The sequence below is a fragment of the Lentzea sp. NBRC 105346 genome (genome assembly GCF_030269605.1).
In the GTDB taxonomy this organism is placed as follows: domain Bacteria; phylum Actinomycetota; class Actinomycetes; order Mycobacteriales; family Pseudonocardiaceae; genus Lentzea.
Genome location: NZ_BSTQ01000002.1, coordinates 270,563 through 287,225 on the forward strand (window position 1 = coordinate 270,563; position 16,663 = coordinate 287,225).

A 16,663-nucleotide genomic window follows, 5' to 3' on the forward strand; every position below is an offset into this window, starting at 1 on the left:
CCAAGATCAGACCTGGTGCCTGCTGAGCAGCGTGTTCGCCCTGTTGGCCATGGTCAATCTCAGCCTCGCCATCACCGAACACGCGCAGTGGCCGTACGTGTCGGCGCTGTTACTCCTGACTGCGGCCGTCGCGTGCGGACGAAGAGCGGCTACGACTTACCGGTCGTCTCGTGCACCAGGTTCGAGGGTTCTCCGAAGCGATACGGCCGAACGCGATAAGACGCCTGTTTCTCCTCGGGCAGCGTGACCAGACCGAACGACGTGACGTTCGGATCGAGCTGCGCCGCGATCCGATAGTCGGTCGCCCCCGCCGGCTTGATCTCCAGCAGATATCCCTGTTCGTCGGACGCGTTGTCGGTCCACGTGAACAGGATCCCGTTGGCGTGCTTGATCACCGCCGACAGTCCGGACGGCGCCGCCTCCGGTGCCGGCAGCGGGTGTGTGCCCTGACCGTCCGCCTTGGGCGGCGCCCAGTCGTGACCGTCCGATTCGGACACCTCGTCACCGGGCGGCAGCGAGACCTCCACCTCACCCGAAGCGGGCCCGGTGTACGGCCGGACCCGGTAGTAGAAGTTCGTCTCCGGGATCAGATCGGGATGGGTGAAGGTCGACTGTCCGGAAGGGACGAACCCGAGGATCACGAACTCGCCGTTCTGCTCGTTCGCGTACTCGACGACCTGACCGGCGGCACCCGGAACCGGCTGCCAGTCCAGCTTCACGTTCGTGGGCGACGTCAGCGTCGACTTCAGCGCCGGATCATTTGGGTGCAGATCCCGCTGTTCCTGGCCACAGGCCGCCAGGAACAGCAGGAGCACCGCGAGAATCCGGGTCACTTGCGCCAGAACCTGATGTTGCTCCACACGACCGTCGCCGGTCCCTGACCACTCGCGGTCCGGTACGCGCCGAACTTGTCGTAGAAGTTCCCGCCGGAGCTGCCCACGGTGTGCTTCAGGGAGCCGTTGATGTACGTGCGATGCGTGCTGCCGACGACGTGCACGGTGTTGACGCGCACGGTCGTGCCGACGGTCGCGCCGGTCGCGATGGTGTTGCCACCGTGCACGGCGTAGAGCCGGCCGCCGCGCTCCACGGCGAGCATGAAGTACGGGCCGGCGCCGGGGTCGTCCTTGAACGTCTGCTTGAGACTGATCCGGGAACCCCCCAGGCTCTGGATGCGGAAACTGCCCTCGAACTGCCAGGTTCCGCTGCCGTGCGTGGCGTACCGGCGCTCGGCGCGCTGGTCACCGCTGCCGGTCGAGCACGTGAGCGTGAAGGTCAGGTCGCTGACCTTGCCGCAGCCGCGCTGCTGGACCGAGAACGACGGTGAGACCTGGGTCCACGGGCCCGACTCCACCTGTGCGTGGGCGGGCTGGGCGGTGAGCAGCAACCCGGTCGCGAGCATGAACCCCGCGAGTCGTTTGAGCATAAAAGAAAGCCTCCTTCACGGCGCGCTGGTAAGCGCTTTCAGGGGGCGGCTTTCCCAGAGTAGCCGATACTGTTCAGGTGTTCGACCTACATCGTTTGCGACTGTTGCGGGAACTCCAGCACCGCGGCACGCTCGCCGCCGTCGCGACCGCGCTGTCCTACAGCCCGTCGTCGGTCTCGCAGCAACTGTCCCAACTCGAACACGAGGTGGGCGTCCCCTTGCTGGAACCTGTTGGGCGGCGGGTGAAACTGACCCCGCAGGCGGAGATCCTCGTGGCGCACACCGAGGCCGTCCTGGCCCGGCTGGAACAGGCCGAGGCCGACGTCGCCGCGTCGCTGCACGAGATCACCGGGACGCTGCGCGTCGCGACGTTCCAGACCGCGACGCTCGCGCTGATCCCGGCCACGCTGGCGCGCATGCGCGACGAGCACCCGGCGTTGCGGATCGAGCTCACCGTGGCCGACCCGGAGGAGGCGCTGTCGGCGTTGATCGCCCGCGACTTCGACCTCGTGTTCAGCGAGGAGTATCCGGGCCTGCCGGAACCGAGGTTCGCTCAACTGGAATACACCGAGCTCGTGCGGGACCCGATCCGGCTGGCCGTCCCACCCGGACTCCCCGCGTCGGCGATCACGTCGCTGCCCTGGATCATGGAGCCCACCGGCTACCCGCAACGCCAGTGGGCCACCACGTTGTGCCGCGACCACGGCTTCGAACCGGATGTCCGCTACGAGTCGACCGACATCCTCGTGAAGCTGCGGTTCGTCGAACACGGTCTCGCCGTCGCCCTGCTCCCCGAACTGATCCTGCGATACCGGGACACGGACGTGGCGTTCTACGACCCGCCCGGCGGCCCCCAGGCGCGCCGCCTGTTCACCGCGGTACGGGCAGGGCGGGGATCTCATCCCGCACTGCTGGCGTTCCGGCGGGCGCTGACGGAGTCGGCCGCGCCGTAACCGCGGCGCCGACCCCGGCGATGATCACCAAAGCGATGGCGCCCAGCGACACCGGGCTCAGGTGCTGGTGCAGCAGCAGGGCCCCGGCGAGCGCGGCCGCCGCGGGCTCCAGCGCGAGCACGACGCCGAACGTCTTGGGCGGCAACGTCTTCAGCGCCCGCAGCTCCAGGGTGTAGGGAATCGCGCTGGCCAGCAGCGCGACGACGAGCCCGAGCAGCAGCACCTTCGGGTCGAACAACGCCAGGCCACCACTTGCGAGGCCGTACGGGAACGTCAATGCCGCCGCGATCATGCTCGCCGCGGCCAGGCCGCCACTGCCCGGCGTGGCCGCGAGCCGCGACCCGGCGATGACGTAGCAGGCCCAGAACGCGGCGGCCAGCAGAGCCAGCGCCACGCCGACCAGGTCGAGGTGCTGGGCGTGTTCCTTCAGGCCGAGCGCGATCACCCCGCTCAACGCCAGCAGCGCCCACAGGAAGTCCTTCGGTCTGCGGGACATCGCCAGCGCGACGCCGAGCGGGCCGAGGAACTCGATCGTGACGGCCACGCCGAGCGGGATCCGTTCGATCGCGAGGTAGAACGTGCCGTTCATGCCGGCGAGAGTCATGCCGAGGACGAGCGACTCCTGGCGGAACTTCGGGCGCCGCACGAGCGCCAGCAGGATCGCCGCCACGCCGAGGCGCAGCGCCGTCGCGCCGGGTGCGCCGACCTGACCGAACAGCTGGCTCGCGAAAGCCGCGCCGAACTGCAGGGAGATGACCGAACCGAGGACCAGGAAGAGCGCCATGTGAGTCAGCCTCGGTCACCCGATCACTTCGGTAAAGCGAACCTTTCCGAGCGATACCGTTCAGTTTTTCCAAACAGTTAGGCTCGTGAGGGTCGCCCTCGCGACTTGAGGTCACGAAGAACAGGGTGGGTGGGATGAGGCGGAGGCCGAAGGCGCCGTTGCCGCAGCGGCACGGGCTGGACCCGGCGCGCCTGCGCCTGCCCGAAGGGCCGTGGCCCACCATCCGGGATCACCTCGTCGAACGCCTCCCGCGCGTGTCACCGGACCGGATCGACATGCTGCTGCGGGAAGGCCGCATCTACAACGCCGACGGCCCGGTCGAGCCGGACGCGCCCTACGCACCCGAGTCGTACCTCTGGTTCCACCGCGACCTGCCCGACGAGGTCCCGGTCCCGTTCGAGATCGGCATCGTGCACCGCGACGACGACATCCTCGTGGCCGACAAACCGCACTTCCTCGCCACGATCCCGCGCGGCAAACACGTCCTGGAAACCGCGCTCGTCAAGCTGCGCCACCAGCTCGACCTACCGACCCTCATACCTGCGCACCGCCTCGATCGCGTCACGGCGGGCCTGATCCTGTTCGTGATCAACCCTGAACGAAGAGGCAAGTACCAGCTGATGTTCAAGGACCGGCTGGTGCACAAGGAGTACGAGGCGATCGCGCCGTACGACCCCGCGCTCGAACTGCCGCAACGGGTCGAGAGCCGGATCATCAAGGAGAAGGGCGTCATCGCGGCCCAGGAGGTCGACGGTGAGCCGAACGCCGTGTCCGAGGTGTCACTGGTGGAACACCGGGACGGCCTGGGCCGGTACCGGCTGCACCCGCTGACGGGCCGCACGCACCAGCTGCGCCTGCACATGGCGCGGCTGGGCGTGCCGATCATCAACGACGACTTCTACCCGGAGCTGAGAGAGCAACCGCTGGACGACTTCAGCAAACCCCTGCAGCTGCTGGCGAAGGTGCTGGAGTTCACCGATCCGGTCACGGGCGAGCGCCGGCGGTTCGAGAGCCGGCGCTCGCTCGCGGCCTGGTCAACCTAAAGTGATCGCATAAAGCTGCACCCTCGGATCGTTCGGCAACGTCAGCGAACGCACGGTCTTGCTCCCATCTAGAGGAATCGCCGCACCGAACAGGCGGACCGGCGGTGTGTCGATGCCCTTGCCCGCCTTGATGCGGTGCGGCATCTCCAGCACGACGCTCGACCCGGAGCCCGCCCAGTCGCCGACGGTCACCGGGACCTCCAGCGACGTGCCGTCGGTGTACCAGACGGTCAGCGCCGTCGACACCGGGCCGTTGTAGGACGACCCGACGATGTTCAACGCCTTGTGGGAACCGGACGGCAACAGCAGGCCCTGTCCCTGTGCCTGGACGAAGTTCGGTGCCGTGCCGAGGGGATCGGGCGTCGCGTACCTGACGCCGTTCCACACGACCGTGCCCGCGGGCGGCAGCAGGGCGCCGTCGTAGCTCCAGCCCTGCCCGTCGAAGTTCCCGGACGCCGGTGCGTCCACAGTGGCCGTTCCGTCGTGGTTGCGTTCGGGCGTCAGGTCGACCGGGCACTCGGACTGCACGCACAGCGCGGCGGGTCGCACCTCGACGGTCGCGGGACGGGTCACGGTGTTCGAGGATCCCTTCACCACCACGGACACCGGGTACTTCCCCGGCGCCGTCCCGGCGGGCACGGTCACCACCAGCGGCACGGTCTTCTGCACCGGCAGGTGGCGTGAGGTGATGACGAACGGCGTGGCACCGCTGGCCTTCCAGCCGTCCGGAACCGTCACGGCAGGAGACACCGGCATCGCGCCCGGCGTCTGCGCCAGCACGTCCAGCGGCAGCGTGACCGTCTGGGCATCCGACGACGTCGGCACCACGACGGAAGACTGACGCAGCGACGCGTCGAGGTGCCTGCGGCTGTCCGGGCGGCCGTCGTTCACCGAAGGCGGCTCGTCCCCGCGGCCGGTTCCCCACGCGGACGGCTCGGCGCCGACCTGGTAGGTGAGCCTGCCGCCGCGTGCGAGGGTGGTCCAGTCCAGCCAGGTCTTGCGCACGTCACGGTTGTTGAACGAGACACCGCGCACGTACCGATTGGTGTCCGACACCCCGGCCGCGGTGATCGTCAGCGCACCACCCTGACTCCCGTATCGTCCGATCTGGACGGTGGCGGACTGGAACTGGGGCGACGACAGGGCGAAGAAGTTCGCTCCCGAGACCGTCGGATAGATGCCGAGCGACGAGAAGACGTACCAGGCCGACATCGTGCCGAGGTCGTCGTTGCCCGTCATGCCGTCCGGCCCGGTGGTGAACAACGTCATCGCCGCCCGCACCACGGTCGCGGTCTTGGCCGGCGCCCCGGCCCACAGGTACACGTAGGGCGCGTGCAGGTCCGGCTCGTTGTTCGGGTTGTAGGTCGGCTTGCCGTAGTAGTCGTACGGATCGGTGATCCAGTCCTTGCGGGCGGTGCCCGCCGGGTCGGTCAGCAGCTTGTCGTAAACGAAGAACGAGTCGAGGCGTTTCTCGGTCTCCTTGCGGCCACCCATCAGCGACACCAGCCCGGCCGGGTCCTGCGGCACCAGCCACTGGTACTGGTACGCGCCGCCCTCATGGAACTGGTGCGAGGCGTCGACCGGGTTGTACGGCGACAGGAACGTCCCCTCGGCCGTGCGCGGCCGGAACTGCTTGAGCGAGGAGTCCCACAGGTTGCGGTACCACTGGCCGCGGTCGGCGAACATCCGCGCGTCTTCCCGGAAACCGAGCCCGCGAGCCATCAACGCCAGCGCGGCGTCCGCAGCGGCGTACTCCTGCGTGGCCGACGCGGGGTGCACGCAGTCGTTGTCGCCGCCCTTGTGCGCGCAGTCCGTCCCGCGCTTGAGCCCGGACGGGATGTACCCGCGGTCGTTGTAGAACGGCACACCGGCCCGGCCGTTGTACGGCGAGTCAGCGGGTGGCACCGACACGGCGTTCTTGCGCAACAGGTCGTACGTCTCGCGTTCGTGCCCGCTCAGCAGCCCCTTCGACCACGCCTCGACGAGGAACGGTGTCACCGGGTCGCCGGTCATGATGTTGGTCTCGCTGTTGGCCAGTGCCCACCGCGGCAGCCAGCCGCCGTCGCGTCCACTCGCGACGACCGACAGCGCGACGTCGCGCGCCACCTGCGGTTCGAGCATTTCCAAAAGCTGGTTCTGCGGCCGGTAGGTGTCCCACAGCGAGAAGTTCTGGTACGGCGTGTATCCCGCGGCCTGGTGCACGGCGCCGTCGAACCCGCGGTAGCGGCCGTCCACGTCACCGGCGAGGTTCGGGTGCAGCACCGAGTGGTACAGCGCCGTGTAGAACGCCGACTGCCGCTCGCGCGACCCGCCGGTGATCTTCACCGCGCCAAGCTGCTTCCGCCAGGTCTCACGCGCCTGCGCCAGCGTCGCGTCGAAGTCGAACGACGGCGCCTCCGCAGCGAGGTTCGCCCGCGCGCCCTCGACGCCGGTGTAGGACAGGCCGAGCTTCACCACGACGTCGGAGTCGGCCGACGCGTCGAACGTCACCCAGGCGCCGTTCCCGCCGGTGCCCGCGGCGTCGCGCGAACCCGGCGTGGCCACGTTCCCGCGCCACGAGCCGAACGCGGTGAACGGCCGGTCGAACGTGGCGCTGAAGAACACCGTGTGCTCGTCGCGCCCCGCGCAAAACCGGCCCGCGCGCACGCGTCCCTCGACCGTCCGGTCCCCCACGACGTGGATCTCGGAGTCGAGCACGGTCTGGTTCGACTTACCCGTGTTGAACAGGACGTTCGCCGCACCGGACGCCGGGAAGGCGTACCGCTGCCAGCTGGTCCGCTTCGTGGCGGTGAGCTCGGCGTTCACCCCGTACCGGGACAGTCCGACCCGGTAGTAACCGGGCGAGGCGGTTTCGTCCTGATGGGAGTAAGGCGACTTGTAGGCGTTGATGTCAACGTTGTCGACATTCCCGGTCGTCGGCATGATCGGGAGCTCGCCCATCACGCCACAGCCCACACCGGACAGGTGCGTCTGGCTGAACCCGTAGATGGTGTTCTGTTGGTAGTCGTACCCGCCTTGGCCGCCGGTGTCTGGGCTGACCTGCACCATTCCGAACGGCACTGACGCGCCGGGGAATGTGTTCCCGAAGTTCTGGGTGCCCACGAAGGGGTTCACCAGAGCCGACGGATCCTCATCCCCCAGTGCGACAGCAGGTACGGCGAGCGCGGTCACGAGTCCGGCTACGAGCAGTATCCGCATGAACCCAGTATTGTGTGCACGCCGCCGCCGCGGATACCTCCGGAGGTCGGCGATGCGCGTGGTCCTCAGCGCACTGCTCTTGCTTCTCTGCACCGCAACCCCTGCTCAAGCGGCGACGATCGACACCGTCACCACCGCATCCGTCTACGGCTGCCTGCGCACCAACGGCGCGGGCGTCTACGACGCGACCGCCAAGAAGACGTTCGCGACGTACTCCGGTACGAAGCACGACATCTACATCAAGGCGTTCGACCACACCACGAACACGTGGAGCGCGGCGGTCAAGGTCGCGACGCTGAACCTGACGCACGACAACGCCTACCACGACTACCCCGTGCTCACCCAGCTCGCCGACGGCAGGCTGGCGGTCTTCCAGGCCACGCACGGCAAGAACCTGCACTTCTACACCGCGCCCACGGCCCACTCGATCACCGGCACGTGGTCCGCGCGCGTGATCAGCTCGGACCGGACCGCCTACCCGGAGCCCGTCGTCGACGGCAACACGATCCACGTCTTCTACAGCCAGAACACCGAGATCTCCTACCCGTACCGCGTCTACCGGGTGATCAAGTCCACGGACTCCGGCAAGACCTGGTCGGCGCCGAAGACCGTCATCGACTCGGGCAAGACCGCCGACAGGTACGCCGAGGTGTACGCGTTCGGCGTGACGCGCAGCGCGAACCGGATCTACCTGACGTGGTCGCAGCACGGTGGCCCGAAGGGACACAACGGCGGCGGCAAGAACATCTACGCCGGCTACTACGACACCAGCGACTCGACGATGCACACCATCGGCGGCGCGTCGCTCGGCGCGGGCGTCGAACCGGCCGAGCTGCAGCAGACGCGGGTCGTCACGACCAACCCGTTGGACCTGCCCGAGGGCAAGGCGCTGCCCGAGGAGAACCCGGTGGCCGTGCGGCTGCCCGACGGCACCGTGGTGCTCGGGTACGGCGTGCACACCAAGACCAGCGCCAAGATCGTGCTCGCGCACTTCGCGAACAACGCGTGGACGTCGACGACCGTGGATTCCAGCACGTCGCTGTTCAAGGACATCGCGATCGTCGGCAACGGGGTCGAGTTCGTCTACGCCACCGCCGACCGCAAGCGGCTGATCTCGAAGACGTGGACGCCCGGCTCGGCGGCCGCCGCGAAGTGGGATCTGACGGTTCCCTACGCGTCCGGGGCGGACACCACGTTCTACGCGGACTTCGTGGAGAACCGGGTCTCCCCTGGGATCAGCGTCATCGCCAGCACGATCGACTACGAGACGCGCAAGACGAACCACACGGCCAAGTGGCCGATCTTCGCGGTCAGGGATTAGAAATGAGGTATGGCCATCCAGCTCAACCACACCATCGTGTGGGTCAAGGACCAGCAGGAATCCGCCCGCTTCCTGACTGAGCTCTTCGGGCTCCCCGAGCCCGTGCGCTACGGCCCGTTCTCCGTCGTGGAGGTGTCCAACGACGTGTCGCTGGACTACCTCTCGACGGACGGGCCGGTCCGGGCGCAGCACTACGCGTTCCTGGTGAGCGAGCAGGAGTTCGACGAGATCTTCGGCCGCATCCGGGAGCGCGGGCTCGAGTACTGGGCCGACCCGTTCCACTCCCAGCCGGGCGAGATCAACACCAACGACGGCGGCCGCGGCGTGTACTTCGACGAGCCCGGCGGGCACAACCTGGAGATCATCACGCGGCCCTACGGAAGTGGACAGAGCCAGTAATGTGAGAGTGCCGCCCCGCCGCCGATTCCTTTCGGCACATGGGAGGGCACATGAAGCTCCGTTGGTGCTGGGCCATGATCACGGTTCTCTTGGTGGTCACGGCACAGCCGGCGGGCGCGGCCGTCACAACGGTCGCGAAGAAGCTCGAAGTCCCGTGGGGCATGGCGTTCCTGCCCGACAAGACCGCACTCGTCACCGAGCGGACCGGGCGCATCCTGTCGATCAAGGGCACGACCGTCAAAGAGGTCGGCAAGGTCGCCGTGGAGACCGGTAGCGAAAGCGGTCTCCTCGGTCTCGCCGTCTCCCCCACCTATGCCACCGACAAGTACATCTACGTCTACTACTCCGGTTCCGAGGACAACCGCATCGGCCGGCTGAAGCTCGGCGGCACGGTCGAACCGATCGTCACCGGAATCCCGCTGGCGTCCGTGCAGATCGGCGGCCGGCTCGCGTTCGGCCCGGACGGGTTCCTCTACGCGAGCACCGGTGACGCGACCAACGGCGACAGCGCGCAGGACCTGAACTCGTTGGGCGGCAAGATCCTGCGCATGACCGCGGACGGGAAACCCGCGCCGGGCAACCCCTTCAACTCACTCGTCTACAGCTACGGCCACCGCAACGTCCAGGGATTCGCCTGGGACGCGCAGAAACGGATGTACGCCTCCGAGCTCGGGCAGCAGGAGTTCGACGAGCTCAACCGGATCGAGGCGGGCAAGAACTACGGGTGGCCCGAGTGCGAGGGGACGTGCGGCAACCCCAAGTACACCAAGCCCCTGGTGACCTGGGCGGTCGATCAGGCATCGCCGAGCGGGGTCGCGATCTACAAGAACACCGTGTACGTGGCGGCGTTGCGCGGTGAGCGGCTGTGGAAGGTGCCGCTGAAGGCGGACGGCACGGCCGGCAAGCCGGCCGCGACGTTCAAGGGCACCTACGGGCGGCTGCGCACGGTCGTCGCGGCGCCGGACGGGAAGTTGTGGGTCACCACGACGAACCGAGACGGCAACGGCGGGACGCCTCGAAAGGACGACGACAGGGTCCTGCGTACCGACGGCTGAAGCCGTACTGCCGAACGGTCGAGAACGCTGTCCGAACCCGGACAGCGTTCTCGCGGAAACACCTAGATTCCCTTGCGCGGTCTAGACCATCGCCCGGTTTCGTAACGAAAGTTACCTCCGCAGAGCGTCCTGAGCTGAGGAGTTTCTTTCGTGAGAACGCGAATCGTGGCCGCACTGGCCGCTGCCGTCGTGACGAGCGCGCTGGCCGCAGTGATCCCCCTGTCCACTGCGTCCGCCGCCGCGTGCGACTACCCGAGCTTCGTGGCGGGCAAGCAGTACTACACGGGCAACGTCGTGAAGTACACCGACGGCAAGTTCTACATCGCCGAGCACGACAATCCCGGCTACGACCCGACGGTCAGCACCTGGTACTGGGATCCGCACACCTGCAACGGAACCACCCCGCCTCCCGGTCCCGGCCCCGGTCCCGCTCCCGGCGGGTTCGTGGTCAGCGAGGCGCAGTTCAACCAGATGTTCCCGAGCCGCAACAGGTTCTACACCTACAACGGGCTCGTCGCCGCGCTCAGCGCGTACCCCGGTTTCGCCAAGACCGGCAGCGACACGGTGAAGAAGCAGGAGGCGGCGGCGTTCCTGGCGAACGTCAGCCACGAGACCGGCGGGCTGGTGCACGTCGTCGAGCAGAACACGGCGAACTACCCGCACTACTGCGACCGCGGCCAGCCCTATGGCTGCCCCGCCGGGCACGACAAGTACTACGGCCGCGGGCCGATCCAGCTGAGCTGGAACTTCAACTACAAGGCGGCGGGTGACGCGCTCGGGCTGCCGTTGCTCACCAACCCCTCGCTGGTGCAGACCGACGCGGCGGTCGCGTGGAAGACGGGCCTCTGGTACTGGAACACCCAGCGCGGGCCGGGTTCCATGACGCCGCACAACGCCATGGTGAACCAGCGCGGGTTCGGCGAGACGATCCGGTCGATCAACGGGTCGCTCGAGTGCAACGGCGGCAACCCCGGTCAGGTCCAGAGCCGGGTGTCGAAGTACCAGCAGTTCACGTCGCTCCTCGGCGTCTCGCCGGGCGGCAACCTGTACTGCTGATTTCAGTCACGCGGGAGCCCCGCGATGCATGTCATGCATCGCGGGGCTCCCGCGTGACGTCAAAGCGGTTGACTTGGAACATGATGGCTGTTCGGATGCACAGCATGCGTGTTGGAATCACGATTCTGCCGGAATACCCGTGGAACGAGGCCAGGGCGCGGTGGCGCGCGGCCGACGAGCTGGGGTTCGACCAGGCCTGGACGTTCGACCACATCGGGTTCACCGCGTTGCTGGACACGCCCTGGTACGGCGCGCTGCCCACGTTGGGGCTGGCAGCCTCGGTGACGTCGCGGATCCGGCTCGGCACGCTGGTGTCGTCGCCGAACATCCGGCATCCGGTCTCGTTCGCGCGTGACGTGATCGGGCTGGACGACGTGTCCGGCGGACGGTTCACCGTCGGGCTCGGGTCGGGCGGACGCGGGTACGACGCGCGGGTGACCGGCGACCAGAACGTGCGGCACCGGGGGAAGCGGTTCGCGGAGTTCGTCGAGCTGCTGGACCTGTTGCTGCGCGAGGACGACGTGACGTGGCGCGGCGAGTACTACGAGGCCGTCGGCGCGCGGAACGTGCCCGGATGCGTGCAGCGGCCGCGGGTTCCGTTCGTGGTGGCGGCGGACGGGCCGGGCGCGATGGAGGTGGCCGCGCGGCACGGTGCCGGGTGGATCACGGCTGGGCCGCTCTCCGCTTCGACCCTCGACGAGTGGTGGGAGGGCGTCGCTTCGATCGCCGGTCGGTTCGAGGCGCCGGGCGTGCAACGGTTGCTGCAGACCGATCCGGCGCCGGTGTACGCACTGTCCAGTGTGGAGTGTTTCCTGGACTTCGCCGGCCGGGCGGGCGACCTCGGGTTCACCGAGATCGCCGTGCCGTGGCCGCGTCTGGAGGGCCTGTGGTCCGGGCCCCAGTCGATCGTCGAGGAAGTGGCTGCCGTCAGGCCGCCAGCTGCTCCTTGACCTGGGTCAGCGACGGGTTCGTCAGGGCCGTGCCGTTCGGGAAGTGCACGGTCGGCACGGTCCGGTTCCCGCCGTTCACACTCATCACGAACTCAGCGGCGTTCGGGATCTCGTCGAGGTCGACCTCGACGTACTCGATGCCCTCGCGGTCCAGCTGGTTCTTCAGGATGCGGCAGTAACCGCACCAGGTGGTCGAGTAAACGGTGAGGGTGGCCGGTGCAGTGGCCATCGGGGCACTCCTTCTCACGAACGGGTCATCCGTTCCAACGTTCCGTCACACTTCGGTATGCCTGAGTGAGGGCTACGTCACTTCCGCTTGCCGATTTTCACGAACGTCCCGCCGGGCTTCTGCGACTCGAAGTCGAGCTTCGCCCAGTTCTTGTCCTTGGGAACGCCGAGGATCCGCGCTTCGTCGAGCATCCCGTCGAACGACCGCTTGCGGGAATTGCTGCCGGGCGTCTTCTCGTTGTTCCCGATCGTCACGGGCTCGGTGCCGGTGGTCTTCCAGGCGCCGGTGTCCTGCTTGGTGACCTCGAGCTTGCCGTTGATGTAGTACCAGGCGTTCGGCTTGTCCAGCACGAAGACGAAGTGGTACCACTTGTTGTTGTCCACCTTGGTGAACGGCCCGTCCGGCAGCGGGCACCAGTCGTAGTTCGCGACGTCGATGCACGGTTCGGTCTGCGGTCCCGCGCCGAAGTAGTGGATGCGGAAACCGCTCTCCCCCTTGGAGAACATCGCGATGTAGTCCTTCGGGTGGCTGCGCGCGTTGCTCCAGATGGAGAACGTCCCCTTGGCGGGCAACGGGTTGAACAGTTTGCTCGTGTCGCTGCCGTCCAACAGGACGTACTCGCTCTTGTTGCGGTCCAGCTTGAGGGCCGGTCCGACGCGGCCGGGCGCGGTGGCGTCGCCGGTGATGTTGACGCCCTTGCCGTGCGCGCCGTTGCCCGTGGAGTCGCGGTACTGGCCGCCGCCCGTCTCGGCGAGGTGGTGCGCGGTGATCCAGCCGTCCTTGGGGTCGAAGACCTTGCTGCCGTCGCTCTCCGACTTCGCCTCGGGGTTTCCGTACAGCATCGTGATGTGCTGGCCGGCGTTGTTGCCCTTGACGTCCGTCTTCACCCAGATCGAGGCCTGTTTGGCGGCGGCGTCCCACCGTTCGATCTCGTACGGCAGGGGCGTGTTGCCCGTGCCGGTGAAGCGGATGTCCGAACCATCCGGTTTCGCCTGGGAGAAGTCGAAGTTCGTCGCGTCGAGCCGCACCGGCACGGGGAAGCCCGGGACGTCGGCCCCGACGTTCGCACCGGCGGCGGAGGTGTCGAGCACGATCTTCTTCGTCTGGCTCCAACCGGCCGGCCGTGCTCCCTGCGCTCCTTGTGCTCCCTGTGCTCCCGGAGTGAGGAACGAGAGTCCGACGGACATGGCGGCGACGGCCGCGAGCGTGCGCCTCGAGTTGTGCATGAAACCCCTCGTCGTCAGTGCGGCGGCGCCCCTTCTGCCTACTGGAAACCTTGTTGCCTGTCACGCCCGCTTCACTCGTTCGGCCTAACCTGACTCGATCGTCAGGCAATCGTCAGGTCAATCCTCCGACCGATACACGAGCATGGTCACACCATGATCGATGGCGCGATCATGCATTTAGCCCTGCTCGATATAAATTGGTTACAAAACGAAGCAAGTCACCCATTCGGCGGCCCTTCGTCAAGACCCCTTACGATATCGTCGGATTCCCGCCGCCGTGTACCAACACGGAGAGAAAGGCTTGCCATGCTGAATACGGTGGCGGCTGCCGCCCTTGCCCTGGCGTCAATCATTCCTTCTAACGCGGTTGCGGCCGGGGACGACGTTCCCGACTACATTACGATCGACGTCGTCACCGTCAACGGCTCCGGATGCCCGGCCGGAACCGCCGCCGTCGCGTCGGCGGACGACCGCACGGCCTTCACGGTGACGTACAGCCAATATCTGGCTCAGGCCGGCGCCGGCACCGGCCCCACCGACTTCCGCAAGAACTGCCAGCTCAACATCAGGGTCGGCTACCCACAGGGCTTCACATTCGGCATAGCCCAGGCCGACTACAGAGGGTTCGCCCATCTGCTGGCAGGCGCGAGCGGCACCGAAAAGGGCAACTACTACTTCCAGGGAATGTCGCAGACGGCCAGCCGGTCGCACTCGTTCAACGGCCCCCTCAGCGATGACTGGCAGGCCACGGACAAGTCCGACGTCGCGGCCATCGTCTACGCGCCGTGCGGCGAGCGGCGTCACCTGAACATCAACACCGAACTCCGCGTCAACGCCGGCTCGGCGAAGCACGCCACGAGCTTCATGACCATGGATTCCACCGACAGCAGCGTGAGCACGAAGTACCACTTCTCCTGGAAGCGTTGCTGACAACTTCTTGCTGAATACCGCCGCCGACGTTTCACAACTAGTCGGAAAGGTGCCTCATGCTCAATTCCGTGGCTGCTGCCGCCCTGGCGATGTCGACGATCATCATTCCTCCCGGCGGATCACCGGGCACCACTCCGCCGCCGGATCACTTCACCATCGACATCGTCACGGTCAACGGTTCCGGCTGCAGAGCGGGAACCGCCGCGGTTGCGGTGTCTCCGGACAACAAGGCGTTCACGGTGACCTACAGCGAGTTCCTGGCACAGGTCGGCGTGGGCTCGAAACCCACAGATTTCCGCAAGAACTGTCAGTTGAACCTCCGGATCAACGCGCCGTCCGGCTTCACGTACGGCATCGCGTCGACCGACTACCGCGGCTTCGCCTCGCTGGAAAAGGGCGCGTCGGCTTTGCAGCGCGCGAACTACTACTTCCAGGGAATGTCCGAGACCGCGTATACCCAGCACCCCTACAAGGGACCGCTGGTCGACGACTGGCAGGCCACCGACACGACCGACGTCGCGTCGATCGTGTACCACCCCTGCGGGGAGAAGCGGAACTTCAACATCAACACCGAGCTGCGCGTCAACGCGGGGACCTCGGACCCCAAGAAGACGACCAGCTTCATCTCGATGGACTCCACGGACGGGTCGATCGAGACCACCTACCACTTCGCGTGGAAGACCTGTCCGCCACCCAAGCCCTGATTCTCGTCCGGTAGTGGACTGCCTCCGCCCTCGTGGGCAGTGCACCGGCGAGGCTCCGCCTCAGTGCTTGGGAAGGGAAGCCGCTCCGCACTCGCGGGGCGGCTTCCCGTCGTGCCCAAGTAAGGACTCAGCTCAGATCAGGAAGCGGTACGCCGTCGTGCCCGGAGCGACGAGCTGGATCTTGAGCGGCGAGCCCTTCATCCGGCCCCACAGTGCGTCGTAGTCCTCGCGGCGCGAGATCTCGATGCCCACCAGGGCGGCGCCGGTCTCCCGGTTGTCCCGCTTGATGTACTCGAACAGCACGATGTCGTCGTCGGGACCGAGCACGTCGTCGAGGAACCGCCGCAGCGCGCCCGGCTCCTGCGGGAACTCCACCAGGAAGTAGTGCTTCAGGCCGCGGTGCACGAGGGACCGCTCGACGACCTCGGCGTAGCGCGACACGTCGTTGTTGCCACCGGACAGCAGGCACACGACCGTCGAGTCCGGGGCCACCTCGATCTCCGACAGCAGCGCGGCCGACGCCAGTGCCCCGGCGGGCTCGGCGATCACGCCGTCCACCTGGTACAGGTCGAGCATTTCCGTGCAGACCTGTCCCTCGGGCACGGTCACCAGGTCCGCGCCGCACGAGCGCACGAGCGGGAACGTCACGTCGCCGGCCCGGCGCACGGCGGCGCCGTCGACGAAGGTGTCCACATCGGGCAGTACGACGGGTGAGCCGGCGTTGAGCGCGGCGATCATCGACGCTGCACCCGCGGGTTCGACGCCGACCAACCGGACCGACGGGTACATGGCCGCGAACCAGCTGCCGACGCCAGCCAGCAGACCGCCGCCGCCCACCGGGACGATCACGACGTCCGGTGCGCCGCCGAGCTGCTGGACGATCTCCAGGCCGACCGTGCCCTGGCCCGCGATGGTCCGCGGGTCGTCGAACGCGGGCACCAGCGTCGCCCCCGAGGACTCCGCATAGGCGGCGGCCAGGTGGGCGGCGTCGTCGTAGGTGTCACCGTCCACGATGAGCTCGACCATGTCGCGGCCCAGCGCGGCGATGCGCTCGCGCTTCTGGCGGGGAGTGGTCGACGGGACGTGCACACGGCCCGGAATGCCCAGGCGGCGGCACGCGTACGCCATGCCCTGACCGTGGTTGCCCGCCGAGGCGCACACGGCCGACTCCGGCGCCGCCTGGGACAGCAGGTTGTAGGCGCCACGCAGCTTGTAGGACCGGCCGACCTGCAGGTCCTCGCGTTTCAGCCACACGCGGGCGCCGGTCGCCTCGGACAGGCGCTGGTTGACCTCGAGCGGGGTCGTGCGGGCCACGCCGGCGAGGCGGGCGGCGGCCGAGGCCACCTCTTCGACGAACATGGCCAGGCATTCTCCTCTGAACGACCTGGGCAC

Annotated in this window: 16 protein-coding genes; 9 read left to right on the forward strand and 7 right to left on the reverse strand. The window is 67.5% G+C overall.

All coding sequences use genetic code 11. The features are described from left to right. Positions 1-149 precede the first annotated feature (149 nt). A complete protein-coding gene (locus tag QSK35_RS05570; RefSeq protein ID WP_285742936.1) occupies positions 150-833 on the reverse strand; it encodes a fibronectin type III domain-containing protein in 684 nt (227 codons plus the stop codon). Beyond that, positions 830-1,423, reverse strand: coding sequence for a polysaccharide lyase family protein (locus QSK35_RS05575; RefSeq protein WP_285742938.1), 594 nt, complete (start codon positions 1,421-1,423; stop codon positions 830-832). Before QSK35_RS05575 ends, QSK35_RS05570 begins: the two co-directional genes overlap by 4 nt. A gap of 77 nt (positions 1,424-1,500) precedes the next feature. Between QSK35_RS05575 and QSK35_RS05580 the strand changes: the two genes are divergently transcribed. Further along, positions 1,501-2,376 (forward strand): LysR substrate-binding domain-containing protein, encoded by an 876-nt coding sequence (locus QSK35_RS05580; protein ID WP_285742939.1) that lies wholly within the window; start codon positions 1,501-1,503, stop codon positions 2,374-2,376. Here QSK35_RS05580 and QSK35_RS05585 read toward each other — a convergent pair. Then, positions 2,294-3,160 carry an EamA family transporter gene (locus tag QSK35_RS05585; RefSeq protein WP_285742941.1) on the reverse strand — a complete coding sequence of 289 codons (867 nt, stop codon included), beginning with the start codon at positions 3,158-3,160 and terminating at the stop codon, positions 2,294-2,296. The two genes, QSK35_RS05580 and QSK35_RS05585, sit on opposite strands and share 83 nt — an antisense overlap. Positions 3,161-3,294: 134 nt before the next feature. On the opposite strand from QSK35_RS05585, the gene QSK35_RS05590 reads away from it, so the two are divergent. Further along, positions 3,295-4,203 (forward strand): pseudouridine synthase, encoded by a 909-nt coding sequence (locus QSK35_RS05590; protein WP_285742943.1) that lies wholly within the window; start codon positions 3,295-3,297, stop codon positions 4,201-4,203. Here the strand turns inward: QSK35_RS05590 and QSK35_RS05595 are convergent. Then, a complete protein-coding gene (locus QSK35_RS05595; protein ID WP_502881624.1) occupies positions 4,195-7,494 on the reverse strand; it encodes a GH92 family glycosyl hydrolase in 3,300 nt (1,099 codons plus the stop codon). The two genes, QSK35_RS05590 and QSK35_RS05595, sit on opposite strands and share 9 nt — an antisense overlap. Here QSK35_RS05595 and QSK35_RS05600 point away from each other — a divergent pair. From QSK35_RS05600 to QSK35_RS05620, 5 genes are all read left to right on the forward strand, one after another. Continuing rightward, positions 7,454-8,722 carry a BNR-4 repeat-containing protein gene (locus QSK35_RS05600; RefSeq protein WP_285742945.1) on the forward strand — a complete coding sequence of 423 codons (1,269 nt, stop codon included), beginning with the start codon at positions 7,454-7,456 and terminating at the stop codon, positions 8,720-8,722. The two genes, QSK35_RS05595 and QSK35_RS05600, sit on opposite strands and share 41 nt — an antisense overlap. 9 nt (positions 8,723-8,731) lie before the next feature. Continuing rightward, entirely contained in the window at positions 8,732-9,121 is a 390-nt protein-coding gene (locus QSK35_RS05605; RefSeq protein WP_285742946.1) for a VOC family protein, read from the forward strand. Positions 9,122-9,195: 74 nt separating this feature from the next. After that, positions 9,196-10,176, forward strand: a complete 981-nt coding sequence (locus tag QSK35_RS05610) for a PQQ-dependent sugar dehydrogenase (protein WP_285742947.1) — start codon at positions 9,196-9,198, stop codon at positions 10,174-10,176. Between the two features lie 189 nt (positions 10,177-10,365). Continuing rightward, a complete protein-coding gene (locus QSK35_RS05615; protein ID WP_285743597.1) occupies positions 10,366-11,232 on the forward strand; it encodes a chitinase in 867 nt (288 codons plus the stop codon). 104 nt (positions 11,233-11,336) lie between these two features. Then, positions 11,337-12,182: an LLM class flavin-dependent oxidoreductase gene (locus QSK35_RS05620; protein WP_285742949.1), complete on the forward strand. Its 846-nt coding sequence runs from the start codon at positions 11,337-11,339 to the stop codon at positions 12,180-12,182. Here the strand turns inward: QSK35_RS05620 and QSK35_RS05625 are convergent. Next, the gene (locus QSK35_RS05625; protein WP_285742951.1) at positions 12,160-12,411 is read right to left on the reverse strand and encodes a mycoredoxin; all 252 of its coding nucleotides are present in this window, start codon (positions 12,409-12,411) and stop codon (positions 12,160-12,162) included. The genes QSK35_RS05620 and QSK35_RS05625 overlap by 23 nt on opposite strands. A gap of 77 nt (positions 12,412-12,488) precedes the next feature. Continuing rightward, on the reverse strand, positions 12,489-13,637 hold the full coding sequence (locus QSK35_RS05630) for a DUF2341 domain-containing protein (RefSeq protein ID WP_285742953.1): 1,149 nt from the start codon (positions 13,635-13,637) through the stop codon (positions 12,489-12,491). A gap of 306 nt (positions 13,638-13,943) precedes the next feature. On the opposite strand from QSK35_RS05630, the gene QSK35_RS05635 reads away from it, so the two are divergent. After that, on the forward strand, positions 13,944-14,567 hold the full coding sequence (locus tag QSK35_RS05635; RefSeq protein ID WP_285742955.1) for a DUF4360 domain-containing protein: 624 nt from the start codon (positions 13,944-13,946) through the stop codon (positions 14,565-14,567). A gap of 56 nt (positions 14,568-14,623) precedes the next feature. Next, entirely contained in the window at positions 14,624-15,271 is a 648-nt protein-coding gene (locus QSK35_RS05640) for a DUF4360 domain-containing protein (RefSeq protein WP_285742957.1), read from the forward strand. A gap of 132 nt (positions 15,272-15,403) precedes the next feature. Here QSK35_RS05640 and ilvA read toward each other — a convergent pair whose 3' ends face one another. Beyond that, a complete protein-coding gene (ilvA, locus tag QSK35_RS05645; RefSeq protein ID WP_285742959.1) occupies positions 15,404-16,630 on the reverse strand; it encodes a threonine ammonia-lyase IlvA in 1,227 nt (408 codons plus the stop codon). Positions 16,631-16,663: the final 33 nt, after the last annotated feature.